This is a genomic window from Streptomyces sp. NPDC090077 (assembly GCF_044747545.1).
In the GTDB taxonomy this organism is placed as follows: domain Bacteria; phylum Actinomycetota; class Actinomycetes; order Streptomycetales; family Streptomycetaceae; genus Streptomyces.
This window is the reverse complement of sequence record NZ_JBIVEG010000013.1, coordinates 60,027-73,069: the sequence shown is the minus strand read 5'-3', so window position 1 is coordinate 73,069 and position 13,043 is coordinate 60,027. Positions and strand designations below refer to the sequence as shown.

Annotated in this window: 12 protein-coding genes; all 12 read right to left on the bottom strand. The window is 73.4% G+C overall.

The annotated features are described in order from the left end of the window. Positions 1-3: 3 nt before the first annotated feature. Genes rfbC through ACIPW5_RS22045 form a run of 12 tightly spaced genes read right to left on the bottom strand, consistent with a single transcriptional unit; the run spans position 4 to position 13,043 of the window. Positions 4-555, bottom strand: a complete 552-nt coding sequence (gene rfbC / locus ACIPW5_RS22100) for a dTDP-4-dehydrorhamnose 3,5-epimerase (RefSeq protein WP_401247393.1) — start codon at positions 553-555, stop codon at positions 4-6. Next, a complete protein-coding gene (locus tag ACIPW5_RS22095) occupies positions 552-1,808 on the bottom strand; it encodes a polysaccharide pyruvyl transferase family protein (protein WP_401247390.1) in 1,257 nt (418 codons plus the stop codon). Before ACIPW5_RS22095 ends, rfbC begins: the two co-directional genes overlap by 4 nt. Continuing rightward, on the bottom strand, positions 1,805-2,752 hold the full coding sequence (locus tag ACIPW5_RS22090) for a glycosyltransferase family 2 protein (RefSeq protein WP_401247387.1): 948 nt from the start codon (positions 2,750-2,752) through the stop codon (positions 1,805-1,807). The genes ACIPW5_RS22095 and ACIPW5_RS22090 overlap by 4 nt, the downstream gene beginning before the upstream one ends. Beyond that, the gene (locus tag ACIPW5_RS22085; protein WP_401247384.1) at positions 2,749-4,047 is read right to left on the bottom strand and encodes a hypothetical protein; all 1,299 of its coding nucleotides are present in this window, start codon (positions 4,045-4,047) and stop codon (positions 2,749-2,751) included. The genes ACIPW5_RS22090 and ACIPW5_RS22085 overlap by 4 nt, the downstream gene beginning before the upstream one ends. Beyond that, a complete protein-coding gene (locus ACIPW5_RS22080) occupies positions 4,044-5,327 on the bottom strand; it encodes a DUF4910 domain-containing protein (protein WP_401247381.1) in 1,284 nt (427 codons plus the stop codon). Before ACIPW5_RS22080 ends, ACIPW5_RS22085 begins: the two co-directional genes overlap by 4 nt. Next, positions 5,315-6,340 (bottom strand): NAD-dependent epimerase/dehydratase family protein, encoded by a 1,026-nt coding sequence (locus tag ACIPW5_RS22075; protein WP_401247378.1) that lies wholly within the window; start codon positions 6,338-6,340, stop codon positions 5,315-5,317. The genes ACIPW5_RS22080 and ACIPW5_RS22075 overlap by 13 nt, the downstream gene beginning before the upstream one ends. Before the next feature lie 3 nt (positions 6,341-6,343). Beyond that, on the bottom strand, positions 6,344-6,991 hold the full coding sequence (locus ACIPW5_RS22070) for a PIG-L deacetylase family protein (protein ID WP_401247376.1): 648 nt from the start codon (positions 6,989-6,991) through the stop codon (positions 6,344-6,346). Then, positions 6,988-7,785 carry a glucose-1-phosphate cytidylyltransferase gene (locus ACIPW5_RS22065; RefSeq protein ID WP_401247373.1) on the bottom strand — a complete coding sequence of 266 codons (798 nt, stop codon included), beginning with the start codon at positions 7,783-7,785 and terminating at the stop codon, positions 6,988-6,990. The genes ACIPW5_RS22070 and ACIPW5_RS22065 overlap by 4 nt, the downstream gene beginning before the upstream one ends. Further along, positions 7,782-9,017, bottom strand: coding sequence for a class I SAM-dependent methyltransferase (locus tag ACIPW5_RS22060; RefSeq protein ID WP_401247370.1), 1,236 nt, complete (start codon positions 9,015-9,017; stop codon positions 7,782-7,784). Before ACIPW5_RS22060 ends, ACIPW5_RS22065 begins: the two co-directional genes overlap by 4 nt. Beyond that, positions 9,018-10,289: a glycosyltransferase gene (locus ACIPW5_RS22055; RefSeq protein ID WP_401247367.1), complete on the bottom strand. Its 1,272-nt coding sequence runs from the start codon at positions 10,287-10,289 to the stop codon at positions 9,018-9,020. Positions 10,290-10,291: 2 nt separating this feature from the next. After that, the gene (locus ACIPW5_RS22050; protein ID WP_401247364.1) at positions 10,292-11,515 is read right to left on the bottom strand and encodes an O-antigen ligase domain-containing protein; all 1,224 of its coding nucleotides are present in this window, start codon (positions 11,513-11,515) and stop codon (positions 10,292-10,294) included. Position 11,516: 1 nt separating this feature from the next. Then, positions 11,517-13,043 carry a right-handed parallel beta-helix repeat-containing protein gene (locus ACIPW5_RS22045; protein ID WP_401247362.1) on the bottom strand — a complete coding sequence of 509 codons (1,527 nt, stop codon included), beginning with the start codon at positions 13,041-13,043 and terminating at the stop codon, positions 11,517-11,519.

Sequence of the window (13,043 nt, the reverse complement as noted above, 5' to 3'; positions counted from 1 at the left end):
ACCTCAGCTCTCGATCTGCTTCAGGACCTCGGCGAGGCTCGGCGCCTCCCGGTCCCGCCGGGACATCAGGGTGACCGGCAGCGGCCACGGAATGGCGAGCTCCGGGTCGTCGAAGGCGATCGTCACGTCCTCGGCCGGGTCGTGCGGGCGGTCGATCCGGTACGAGGTGTCCGCGGTCTCCGTCAGCGCCTGGAAACCGTGCGCGCACCCCGCGGGGATGTACAGGGTCGCCTGCGTCTCCCCGGACAGCTCGAAGAAGGCCCGGTTCAGGTACGTCGGCGAGTCCGGCCGCAGGTCCACGACCACGTCGAAGATGCTCCCGTACGAGCACCGCACCAGCTTGGCCTCACCGGCGCCGGACCGCAGGTGCAGGCCCCGCAGCACGCCCCGGACCGAGCGCGAGACGCTGTCCTGGAGGAAGGCGTCCGGGTCGAGGCCCACCGAGCGCACCACGTCGGCGTCGAAGGTCCGGCAGAAGAAGCCGCGTTCGTCGGCGTACGGGGTCGGCTCGAAGAGGTACGCGCCGGCGATCGCCGGGACTTCGGTGGCTTTCATGGGGTCTCCCGTGTGGCGTGTGCAGGGACGTGGCCGCGGGCCCGGCCGGATGCCGGGAACAGGGCCGAAGTCAGGGCGGCGAACTGGTCCTCCAGGAGCCGGGCGGCGACCAGGTTCCGCTCGGCCAGGGTCCGGCGCAGCTCGGCCGCGCGCTCCTCCAGCTCCCGGAACTGCCCGAGCAGCCGGCCGGCGTCGACCTCGCGGGCCGGGTGCCGGTACGCGTCCAGGCCCATGCGGGCCATGAGCGCGTCGCTCTTCGCCGCGTAGCTCAGGGCCAGCGTCGGCGTGCCGGCCTTCAGCGCGCAGACCAGGTTGTGGTAGCGGGTCGCCACCACGGAGTCGGCGGCCGCCGCCTCCTTCATCAGGTCGGCCAGCGAGGCCGCCTCCGAGGCGGTGACCAGCGGCGAGTCCACCGCTTCGAGGACCGCGGCGACCACCGGGGCGTCGCACGCGTCGCCGGTGAGCAGCCGGACCGTCCTGCCCTGTGCCACCAGCGCGCGGACGAAGTCGATCGTCCCGTCGAGGTAGCGCCGGTGGATCTCCTCGGCCCGGGCCCGGTCGTCGTTGCCGCCGTGGAAGTCCATGAGGCCCACGCAGACCGGGCCCGGCGCCTCCGCGTCCGAGGGCGTGCCCGCCGACGGAGTCGGCAGGGCGAACGCGAGGTCCGGGTAGACCTCGTCGCGCGAGGTGTCCACGCCCATCTCCCGCATCGCGTCGCGGGACAGGCCGTCCCGGTACGACCGGTACGCGGCCAGCCGGGCCGACCAGCGCACCAGCGCCCGGGTCGGCCGGTCGGCGATCGGGGCGGCGCCGACACCGACCAGCGCGACCCGGGTGCCGAGCAGCCGCCCGCTCGCGCACAGCAGGAGCAGCGAGTAGGGGAAGCCCCACGGCCGCAGCGGCAGGGTGGCCTCCAGGACGCCCATGCCCGGCACGATCACCACGTCGTGCCGGCGCACCCAGGAGGCGGTGCGGAACACGTCGACGAGCTTGCCCAGCCCCTTGCCGGCGATCGCGCCCGCACGGGACGCCGTCCGGTACTCCCCGCGGTACCAGTGCAGCCGCGTCGCGGGGATCCCGTACCGGGCCGCGACCACCTCCGGCCCGCCGCACAGGGCGTCCACGGAGGCCTCCGGGTGCGCCTCGCGCAGGTACCCGAGCACGGCCTCCAGCGACCCGTCGTTGCCGAGGTTCCCGGAGCCGAGCAGGCCGAACACCCCCACCCGCACCGGGGATCCGTCCGCGGGCCTCATGCGCCCCTCCCCTCGCGGCCGGCCACCAGGTCGTCGACGGACACCGCGAGCCGGGCCGGGACGACCGGGGCCCGGTCCTCGACCCGCTCACCGGCGCCCGGCCGGGACCGGCTGGCCATCCAGACGGCCAGGTGGCGGTAGCAGGCCCGGCGGTCGGCCGCCGACAGCGGTGCCCGCCCGATCGCCCCGAGGAACCCGAGGACGTACTCGGCGAGCAGCCGGGGCGTCGGGTGCAGGGCGCCCGCCCGGCGCGGGTCCAGGTTGACGCACCGGGACCGCTTGCCGGGGTTCGCCCGCTCGGCGCGGGTGGGGTGGTCGCGGCGGAAGTACAGCAGCTCCGGCACCTGGTGGAAGGGCCCGTTCAGGACGATCTCGGCGACGAAGGTGCGGTCCGCGTGGTGGTAGCTGTCGTGCGGCTTCACCCGGCGCAGCACGTCGGCCCGCATCACCCCGTAGAAGTCGTCGCCGCCGGGCTCGAACAGGAAGCTGCGGAAGCGCTCCGGGGCGCGCGGCGAGTCGGTGGCGATCCCGTACTCGTAGGGGACCTTCACCCGGCCGTCGCCGTCGATGACGGCCTGGCCGCTGTGCGCGAGGATCACGTCGGGCCGCTCGTCCAGCGCCTCCACGCAGCGCTTCAGCAGGTCCCGGGCGTACAGGTCGTCGTGCGAGGCCCACTTGAACAGCTCGCCGCGGCACTCGGTGAACACGTGGTTGTGGTTGGGCGCGGCGCCGATGTTGCGGGGCAGCCGCAGGTAGCGGATGCGCGAGTCGCGCGCCGCGTACTTGAGACAGATGTCCCGGGTTCCGTCGGTCGAGGCGTTGTCGGAGATGACCAGCTCGAAGTCCTCGTAGGTCTGGCCGAGCAGGGCTTCGAGCGACTCCGCGAGGTACTCCTCGCCGTTGTACACGGGCAGGCCGATGCTCAGCCTGGGACGGTCGTTCATGTGGTCCTCACTTCGCGGATCGAATGCGTGCGCTCGCGCAGGGCGGCGCGCAGCTGCAGCCACCACACGGCCGAGCTGCTCAGCGTCGCGGCGGCGACGCCCCAGGCCGAGCCGACGGTGCCGCCCACGGCCGCCCCGCCGAGCCCGCCGATGACGTAACAGGCGGAGGCGAACAGCTGGCAGCGCAGGCTGCGCCGGGCCGCGGCGAGCGCGCGCAGCCCGGCCGCCGCGCCGACGCCGAGGCTCGCGCCCGCGACGCCGAGGGTGGCCGGCACGATGAGCTCCGAGGCGGCCTGCCAGACCCCGCCGAGCACGAGCTCCCCGGCCCGGTCCGGGACCAGCAGCAGTGCCCCGCCCCACAGCAGCGCGGCGACGGCCTGCCCGCCGCCCAGCAACAGGCAGAACGGGCCCAGCCGGTGCGGGGCGTGCCGCAGGACACGTGCCGCCTCCGCCACGGTGACCAGCGACAGCCCCATCAGCACGGCGAGGAACGGCCCGAGCAGGAGTTCGGCGCCCCGGACCACACCGACGGCGCTCACCCCGACGATCAGGCCGAGGCCGTACGCGCGCAGCTGGGCCGCGCCGCTGACGCCGACGTTCTCGGCCAGGTACCGGGAGCCGAGGTCGCGCTGCTCGCGCAGCCACGTGCGCGCCTGGCCCAGCCGGGGCCGGATCCCCGACTGCAGGCAGCCGTACCCCGCGGCGACCGTGGCGGCCGAGCCCCACGCGAGGACGAAGGCCGCCACGGTGCCCACGCGGTCCGCCGCCAGCATGGCCGGGACCAGGGCGACACCGCCCAGGAGGTCGTTGGTGCACGCCTTGCGCCCGGCGCCGGCGGCGAAGAACGAGAACCGCCAGGCGTCCTGGAGCAGCAGTCCGGGCAGCACGACGCCGAGCGCGGCGAAAGCGGTTCCCACCGTCCCGCCGATACCCAGCCCGGCCAGCAGGCACATCGCGCCGACGACGGCACCGACGCCCAGCGCGGTCCCCGACGAACGGCCCGCCGCGTCCCGCCAGGACGCCTCGGGCACACCGCTGAAGCGCACCACGAGCGGGTCGGTGGCCAGTCCTCGGGAGACGCCGAGCACCACGCCGTACGTCACCCAGGCCAGGCTGAACACGCCGAACGCGGCCAGCCCCAGCGAGCGGGCCACGTAGATGCCCACCGCGAAGTTGGTCATGCTGCAGACGGCCTGGTCGGCCAGCCCCCAGGACAGCCGGCCGGCGACGGCCCGCATCGCGCCCCGGCGTTCCGGTTCCGCCGCCGTCTCCCCCTCGGTGGGCACCGCCGTCATGCCTTGATCAGCCCGGCGTCGTGCAGCGCGCCGGCCGCGGCGGCCACGGTGTCGAACGCCAGCCCGGACCGCTCGGCGACGTCCAGCAGGCCGTGCTCGCCGTCGGAGAGGCTGAGCACCCAGAGCATGGCCATCTGGGCCTCCTTCGCGTCGCTGCGGCCGCCGAGCGAGTCGTACAGCCCGCGCCGGCCCAGCTGCGGTTCGCCGTACGGGCTGAGGTTGCGGTACCGCCGGTTGCGGTCCAGCACGGAGAACGCCTCCTCGCAGAGCGCCAGCGTGTCCGCCATCGCCTCCGGGGTGACGAAGTCCGGGTTGTCGGCCGAGGTGTGGTACTCGGGGTAGCCGGCGTACGGGGTACGGCTGAGCGAGCCCACGCCCAGGTCGAACCCGGGCGAGCAGAACTGCCGCTCGTCGTAGCCGTACGGGGTGAACTCCTTGATGCGGTGCGGGCGTCCGGAGGCCTCCAGCACGTGCCCCAGCACCCGGTCGATCTCCGCGTCACCGCGCCGGCTCCGCTTGTACGTCAGCTGCCCGCGGTCGCCGGCGCAGGCCAGCACCAGGCCGTGCTTGACCCGGTCGATCCGCTCCGCGTTGCGGGCCAGCCAGGTGATCGCCCCGATGGTGCCGGGTGCGAACAGGAACCGGTAGGTGTAGTACGGGTTCCGCTCCGCGAGCGACCGGGCCAGGAACACCGCCACCGCGATCCCCGCCAGGTTGTCGTTGGCCAGCGACGGGTGGCAGACGTGGCAGGAGACGATCACCTCGTCGGCGACCTGCCCGGGGACCACGTGCTCGGCGTAGGTGAGGTGGCCGTCCGCGAGCGTGGAGTCCACGCACACCTCGTACTCGCCGTCCGGCAGCGCGTCCAGGGTCTCCTGCGCCAGGCAGAACCCCCACGCCGGCTTGTAGTAGCTGGTGCGGTACGGCACCCAGGACGGGTGGTCGGGCAGGGTGTGCAGGTGCGGGCGCAGCTCCGACAGCGGCATCGTCGCCGACACCGGCACGCTGTAGCCGAGCACGTGCAGGCTGGACGCGGCGAAGTCGACGACCCGCTTCCCGGACGCGTCGGCGACGTACGCGTCCCGGATGTTCCACTCCTGCGGCACCGTCCAGTCCAGGACCTGCGTCCCGGTCGGCACCTCGTGCACCTCCAGCGGGAGGTACTCGCCGACGACGTCCAGGGTGGCGCGCACCCCGTCGCCGGTGATGCTCCGGCACAGCGGGTACAGCCGCTCCACCAGCGCGTGCATCGCGCGGCCGGGCGCGGTCACCGGCGCCACCGCAGGGTGTCGTCGACGGCGCCGGACCCGGACGCCGCGCGCAGCACGGCCAGCCGGGTGAAGCGCTGCTCGAAGGCCTCCCGGGTCAGCCCGTGCTCGCGGTAGGCGTCGGCGAGTTCGAGCGCGCCCTGCTTCACCGTCCACGTGCAGTCGAAGCCGGGCACCGCGTCCCGGAACCGGGAGAAGTCCACCCGGTAGGAGCGCGGATCGGCACCGGTCTCCCCGGTGATCACCACCTTCGAGCCGGCCACCGCGTCGGCGACCTGCTCGGCGATCTCGGCGACGGTGACGTTGTTGGTCTCGCTGCCGATGTTGAACGCCCGGTCGTGCACCGCCTCGCGCGGCGCCTCCAGCGCGGCCGTGAAGGCCCGCGCGATGTCGGCGGCGTGCACCAGCGGGCGCCACGGGGTGCCGTCGGACATCACCAGCACCTCGCCCGACAGCAGGGCGTGGCCCACCAGGTTGTTCACCACGATGTCGGCGCGCAGCCGGGGGGAGTAGCCGAAGGCGGTGGCGTTGCGCATGTACACCGGGCTGAAGTCCCCGTCGGCCAGCGCGTGCAGGTCGTCCTCCACCCGCACCTTGGACTCCGCGTACGGGGTCACCGGGCGCAGCGGGGCGTCCTCGGCCACCAGTGCGTCACCGCCCGCGGCGCCGTAGACCGAGCACGTCGAGGCGTACAGGAAGCGCCGCACCCCGGCCTCGCGGGCCAGCCGCGCCAGGTGCACGGACGCGTGGTGGTTGATGTCGTACGTGAGCTGCGGGGCCAGCGACCCCAGCGGGTCGTTGGACAGCGCGGCCAGGTGGACCACCGCGTCGAACCCGGCCACGTCCTCGGCCGTGACGTCGCGCAGGTCCACCCGCCGCCCCGGCGGGTCCGCGGGAAGCGGACCCAGCAGGCAGTCGGCGAACAGGCCGGAGTCCAGGCCGGTGACCTCGTGGCCGGCGGCGGCGAGCACCGGGGCCATCACGGTTCCCAGGTAGCCCTGGTGTCCGGTCAGCAGTACGCGCAAGGTTCAATCCCCCAGGTTCAGAGTGAGTTTGGTGACGGCGAACGCCTCGGCGTAGCGCGCGTGGCATTCGATGCCGCGGATCCGGGCCAGCCCGAGGAAGGCCTCCCGGTCGTACCAGGGGCGGTGCCGCTGCGAGGGGTAGTGCTCCTGCAGCAGCCGCACCTTCCGCTCGGCGGTCTCCGGCGACAGCGGCTGGTACGCCGACGGACGGCCGAGGTCGCCGTCCCACTTGACGATCTCGTAGCCGAGCACGAGGTGGTCGCGGAACGCGGTGGGGACCAGTTGCGCGAGGCCCCGGTGGTCCTGGTGCGCGTCGTCGGTGCGCGGGGCGAGGATCAGATCGGGATCGGTCCGCCCGCGCAGCTCCTCGACCGCGGCCTTGGCCTCGTCCCAGTGCGTGGGCAGCCGGCCGTCGGGCAGCTTGAGCACGGTCAGCCGCAGGTCGGCACCCGGACAGAACGCGGCGAGCGCGGCCTGTTCCTCCTGCTCCCGGTCGCTGCCGCCGCCGGAGAGCACCAGCGCGTCCACCTGGATGCCCGGCCGGGCGTCGCACAGGGTCAGCAGGGTGCCGCCGGCGCCGATGGCGATGTCGTCGCAGTGCGCGCCGACCGCCACGACCCGGTCCACGCGCCCGGCACTGAGCTTGATCACGCGGTCCCCGCCCCGGCGCCGTCGCGCTCCCACACGGCCCACGGGCGGTCGCCGCGGGCGTAGGCCTCGTCGAGCGCGGCCCGCTCCTTCACCGTGTCCGTCGGCTTCCAGAAGCCCCGGTGCTGGTGCGCCACCAGCCGGCCGCTCTTGGCCAGCCCGGCGCAGCCGTCGGCGACCAGGTCCCCGCCCTCCGGAATGTGGTCGAAGACCTCCTGGCGGAGCACGAAGTAGCCGCCGTTCTCCCACAGCGGCAGCTCGCTCACCGGGGTGATGCCCCCGACCAGCCCGTCCTCGCCCAGGTCCACGCAGTGGAACGAGGACTGGGGCGGCACCACCGTCATCGAGGCGCCGGCGTCGCGCTGCGAGAACCGCTCGATCATCTCCGGCAGCGGGGCGTCGGTGAGCACGTCGGCGTAGTTGGCCAGGAACATCTCGTCCCCGTCCAGGTGGTGGCGGACCCGGCGCAGCCGCTCCCCGATCGGGGACTCGACGCCGGTCTGCGCGAAGGTGATCGTCCAGTCGGATATGTCGGTGGACAGCAGCTCGGTCCGCCCGCCGCGCAGGACGAAGTCGTTGGACGTCGTCTCCTCGTAGTTGAGGAAGAAGTCCTTGATGTGGTGGGCTCCGTAGCCCAGGCACAGGATGAACTCCTTGTGCCCGTAGTGCGCGTAGTAGCGCATGACGTGCCAGATCAGCGGACGCGGACCGACCATCGCCATCGGCTTCGGCACGTCGTCCGCCGCGCCGCTGCGCATCCGCATCCCGTAACCGCCGCAGAACAGTACGACCTTCACGACTTCACCTCGACGATGCTCAGTTCCGGGATGGGGAAGACCAGGCGGCCGCCCCACTCGTGCACGAAGGACAGCTGCTCGACCAGCTCCGCCCGCAGGTTCCACGGGAGGACGAGGACGTAGTCCGGCCGGTCGGCGGCGATCTGCTCGGGCGCCAGGATCGGGATGCGGGTGCCCGGGGTGAACCTGCCGTGCTTGTACGGGTTGCGGTCGACCGTGTACGCGAGCAGGTCGGGCCGGATGCCGCAGTGGTTGAGCAGGGTGTTGCCCTTGCCGGGGGCGCCGTAGCCGACCACGGTCGCACCGCGCTCGGCCGCCTCGATCAGGAACCCCAGCAGGTCCCGGCGCACCTTGGCCACCCGGGCGGAGAACTCGGCGTACCCGGACAGCTCCTGGAGCCCGGCCGCCTTCTCCCGGTCCAGCACCTCGGCCACCCGCCGGCTGGGCTCGCCGGCCGCCTCGGCGGGCCGGGCCCACAGCCGGATGGAGCCGCCGTGCGTGGGCAGCAGCTCGACGTCCACCAGCGAGAGTCCACCGCTCGCCAGTGCCCGTACCGCGGACGCCACCGTGTAGTACTGGAAGTGCTCGTGGTAGATCGTGTCGTACTGGTTCTCCTCGATCAGGGTCAGCAGGTGCTGCACCTCGATCGAGACCCAGCCGTCGTCGGCGACCAGGGAGCGCAGTCCCTGGGTGAAGCCGACCACGTCGGGGATGTGCGCGTACACGTTGTTGGCCACGACCAGGTCCGCCGGGCCGTGCTCGGCACGGACCCCGGCACCGGTGGCCGGGTCCAGGAACTCCGTCAGCGTGGGCACGCCGGCCTCCCGGGCCGCGGCGCCGACGTTCACCGACGGCTCGATGCCGAGGCAGCGGATCCCCCGGTCCACCACGTGCTTCAGCAGGTATCCGTCGTTGCTCGCGACCTCGACCACGAACGAGTCCGGGCCCAGGCCCACCCGCTCGGCGGCGTCGGCGACGAACGTCCGCGCGTGCTCCACCCAGGAGGTCGAGAAGGAGGAGAAGTACGCGTACTCCTTGAACGTCTCCTCCGGGGTGATCAGCGGAGGGATCTGCGCCAGCCAGCAGTCCGTGCAGACCCGCAGGTGCAGCGGGTACGCGGGCTCCGGCAGGTCCAGCTGGTCCGCGGCGAGGAAGCTCTCGCACGGCGGGGTCGCCCCCAGGTCGACGACGCTCGCCAGCGCCGCCGAACCGCACAGTCGGCATCGTGTCATCTACTGCCCCCATCCCGCCCGCGGCGGGGTGTCCCGCCGCGGGCCGGTTCCTTGTTCCCCAACCGGTGGCGGGACCTCCCCGCCACCGGACCGGCCCGCGATCGCGGCCCGGTACTCGTCCAGCAGGCGCTCCAGCCCGACCTCCGGACTGAAGCCCTTCTCGTAACGGAGCCGGCCCGCCCGCCCCATCTCCTGGTTCCGGGCCGGATCCGCCGTGATGCGCCGCAGGCACGACGCGAGCGAGGCGGAGTCGCCCGGCCGGTGCAGCAGGCCGGTCTCCCCGTCCCCGACGAGTTCCACGAAGGCGCCGTGACCGGCGGCGACGGTCGGGACCCCGGCCGCCATCGCCTCCACGACCACCAGTCCGAACGCCTCCATCCAGGTCGACGGGGCCACCACGGCCACCGACCGGGCGACGGCGCTCCGGCACTCCCGGGCGTCGTACAGGCCGCCGTAGCGCACGTCGTCCCGGCCCGCCGCCCAGGCGGTCACCTCCTGCTCCAGCGGCCCCGTTCCGGCGATCACGAGCGGTACGCCCACACCGCCGGCCGCGGCCAGCTCGTCCCACGCCGCCATCAGCAGCCGGACGCCCTTGGCCTCCGCCAGCCGGCCGAGGTAGAGCAGGTGCTCGCCGGGGCCCTCCCGGCGGACGCCGGGTTCGGGCACGAAGTTGTGCTTCACCGCCAGCCGCCCGGGCGGCATGCCCGCCCGCACCAGGACGTCGCGCTGCGCCGCGGAGATGCACAGGAACCGCTCCACCCCCGACCACCACCGCCGCCGGTTGACCGACAGGCTGACCGCCAGCGGCACCGTGGCGGCCCGGGAGCCCCGGTAGCAGCCGTGCCGGACGGCGGGCAGCGGAGTCGCCCCGACGCACTCGGTGCACGGCCGGCCGTCCCGCTGGAGCGTGCCGGGCGGGCAGACCTGGGTGTAGTTGTGCAGCGTGGCGACGGCCGGCACCCCGGCGTCGGCGCAGGCGGCCAGCACCGCCGGCGACAGCAGCGGGAACACGTTGTGGACGTGCACCACGTCCGGCCGGTCGGCGCGGAGCCGCGCGGCGAGCTCCTTGCGGACCGCCGGGTTCCAGGGCACCAGCAGCGGCAGCGCGGCCTTGGCCGGCAGGGACATCGCACCGATGTCGTCGCTGCGCCGCTCGAACACCTCGACCCGGTGGCCGGCCGCGCGCAGCAGCTCCGCCTCCTGGTCGACCACCTTGTTCTCCCCGCTCGGCTGCGCCGAGGCGTAGCGGTTGTGCACCACGAGGACGTGCATGGTCAGGTCACCTCCCGGTACGGGATCCAGCGGGGGACACGTCGTGCGGGGCCTTCGGCGGCCGGGAGCGGGGCGGCCCCGGAGGGCGCCGCCAGCAGGGAGGCCGCCACGGCCAGGTGCAGCAGGTACGGCGAGGCGTCGCCCAGCCCGGCCTCGGTGTAGGAGGCGATGGCGCAGTAGCTGATCAGGAAGATCGCGCAGGCCCGCTGGAGCGACGGCGGCCGCAGCAGCGCGACGCCGCCCAGTACGACGAACACCGCCGCCACGATCGCGGTGCCGGTCAGCCCCTGCTCGTTGTAGACGGCCAGCCAGCTGTTGTCGATCGGCAGCCCGCCGAAGGACTTGTCGCCCAGGCCCATGCCGAACAGCTCCTCCGAGGCCGTCCGGGGGGCCGCCAGCAGGGCGTCCCACACCTTGGCCCGGCCGGTGAGGTTGGAGAAGTTCTCCTGGCTCTGCCCGCGCAGGAACCACGACTGGAGCGCGGAGGCGAAGCCCACCGCGGCCACCGTGGCGATCAGCACCGCCCAGCCGAAGAACCGGCGGGCGGCGGAGCTGGTCAGCATCAGCGAACCGATCGCCAGCGCCAGCCCGATGAACAGGCCGAGCGTCGCCGTCCGGGTGTGGGTCAGGGCGAGCAGGACCAGGGACGGCACGATGACCAGCGCCGCGCTCTTCCGGTCGGTCCTGCGGCCCAGCAGGAGCAGCACCGTCAGCCCGATGATCACCGCGGCGTACTGCCCGATCTGCGGCGGGGTCAGCGGCCACAGCGCGCCGACCAGCCGGCCGCCGTAGAGGTCGGGCATGGCCGCGCCCGGTGAGACGAGCAGCCCCGCGGCCACCGACCCGAGCACCGCCAGGTACATCCGGATGTGGTGCCGGACGAACGTCAGGCCGCCGTCCCACCAGCGGGTCAGCAGCCACAGCGTGCCGACGAACAGCGCCAGCCGGGTGCAGCGGAACAGCGCGCCGAACCCGGACGCCAGGTGTGCGCTGGAGATCAGGCTCGGCACCAGCAGCAGGGTGAGCAGGAGGACGTAGGCGCTGGGCCGCACCCGCAGCCGGAGGTTGACCGAGAGAGCCAGAACGAAGGCCGCGACCAGCGCGCCCATGGTGGCCATCTGGATCAGGGACCGGGGGAGGGGGATGATGGTCTGCGCGCCGGCCGAGCCGAGGGTGTTGAGGATCAGCAGCCCCCAGGCGATCCCGACGATCCGCTTCTCGCCCATCTCAACCACCGGCCCGCGGACCGAAGGTGCTGCCCTGGTCCTGCTGGTACGGCGGGGCCTGCCACTGGGCGGAGTCCAGCACCTTGCTCGGGTCGTGGGCGACGAACTTCCACGGTCCGGTGTAGACGTTGTCGTGCCAGCGGTTCTGCTGCTTGAGGGAGATCTCCTCGGCCACCCCTTCGCCCTGGTACGGCGACCAGTCCGGGTAGGTGCCGTAGTTGGCCAGCACCGCCATGCGGTCGCACTTCGCCGTGCAGTCGACGACGGCCGTGTCCAGCACGAACCGGTTGTCGTGGACGTCCACCCGCTGCGTCTTCCACCGGCAGTCGGCGAACAGCGGTGCACTCGCGATCGCCGGCGCCGCGCAGCGGTCGGGACGGTCCACCAGCAGGGTGCAGACCCCGGACGAGGTGTTGGCGGGGCTGTTGCAGAACCGGTCGGCGTTCTCCCACAGGGTGATCCCGTTCCAGTTGTTCTCCAGCAGGTTCCGGTAGACCTCGATGCGGTCCGTCCGGGCCGGGACCCGCGGCTCGCCGCCGGACTCGGACAGGTAGACCGTCGCGAACGGGAAGTCGTCGCCGCGCTCGGCGGACCTGCGGCCCTCGACCCAGTTGTTCTTCCGGATCACATTGTTCCGGATGACCGCGTTGTAGCTGATCTCGTAGATCAGCGCGGCACCGTCGTTGGCCTCCAGCACGTTGTCCTCGATGCGGAAGTCGTTGTCGTTGGTGTCCGCCCACAACCCGGCCCCGCGGTTGTCGTGCACCCAGTTCCCGCGCACGTCGGCCCCGTTGACCGCCCAGAACTTGACGCCCCCGGTACAGCCGCAGCCCGGCTTGCGCCGCTCCCAGTCGTCCTTGTTGTTGCCCGTGATCTCGTTGCCCTCGACCACCAGGCCGCCGAGGGGGCCGCCGCCCTTGTACGCGTTCATCCCGTACTGGCCGTTCCCGCGCAGACAGTTCGCGCGGACCTGCTGGCGGGCGCCGGCCATCAGCCCCGCCCCGGAGTTGTCCTGGATGGTCGTGTGCTCGATCACCCACCCGTCGGCCGACTCGTGGTTGACCACGCCCTCGTCCTGCGGAGCGACGAAGTTCTGCACGGTCAGATGGCGGATGGCCACGTCCGGGGCGCCGCCGCCGAACGCGTACTGGTTGGTCTTCCCGCCGTCCAGCACCGCGCCCGGGGCCCCGAGGTAGGTGTTCCCCTCCTTCGGGACCACCTGGGCGAAGCGGTCCGGATCCAGCCGGTGCGTGCCCGGCATGAGCCAGAACGTGGTCTTCGGGGGGCTGCTCTTGGTCTTCGCGGCGAGGTCCCCGGCCACCGCGGGGTCGACCGTGACGGCGCCCGCGGGCGCCGCGGCCGGCCCGGCCGCGGGGGCCGAACAGACCCGGGCGGCCACGGGGGCGGACGCCGACGCGGACGGCCCGGACGCCGGCTTGCCCTCGGGGGCGCCCTGCTCCGCGTCACAGCCGGCCGCCGCCAGCACGACCAGCGCCACCGCGGGTAACCCCCACTTCCGCCACTTCAT

What these genes read in the sequence shown, in the direction of transcription:
- rfbC (WP_401247393.1), bottom strand. Translation starts at nt 555, where the DNA reads ATGAAAGCCACCGAAGTCCCGGCGATCGCCGGCGCGTACCTCTTCGAG.
- ACIPW5_RS22095 (WP_401247390.1), bottom strand. Translation starts at nt 1,808, where the DNA reads ATGAGGCCCGCGGACGGATCCCCGGTGCGGGTGGGGGTGTTCGGCCTG.
- ACIPW5_RS22090 (WP_401247387.1), bottom strand. Translation starts at nt 2,752, where the DNA reads ATGAACGACCGTCCCAGGCTGAGCATCGGCCTGCCCGTGTACAACGGC.
- ACIPW5_RS22085 (WP_401247384.1), bottom strand. Translation starts at nt 4,047, where the DNA reads ATGACGGCGGTGCCCACCGAGGGGGAGACGGCGGCGGAACCGGAACGC.
- ACIPW5_RS22060 (WP_401247370.1), bottom strand. Translation starts at nt 9,017, where the DNA reads ATGACACGATGCCGACTGTGCGGTTCGGCGGCGCTGGCGAGCGTCGTC.
- ACIPW5_RS22055 (WP_401247367.1), bottom strand. Translation starts at nt 10,289, where the DNA reads ATGCACGTCCTCGTGGTGCACAACCGCTACGCCTCGGCGCAGCCGAGC.
- ACIPW5_RS22050 (WP_401247364.1), bottom strand. Translation starts at nt 11,515, where the DNA reads ATGGGCGAGAAGCGGATCGTCGGGATCGCCTGGGGGCTGCTGATCCTC.
- ACIPW5_RS22045 (WP_401247362.1), bottom strand. Translation starts at nt 13,043, where the DNA reads ATGAAGTGGCGGAAGTGGGGGTTACCCGCGGTGGCGCTGGTCGTGCTG.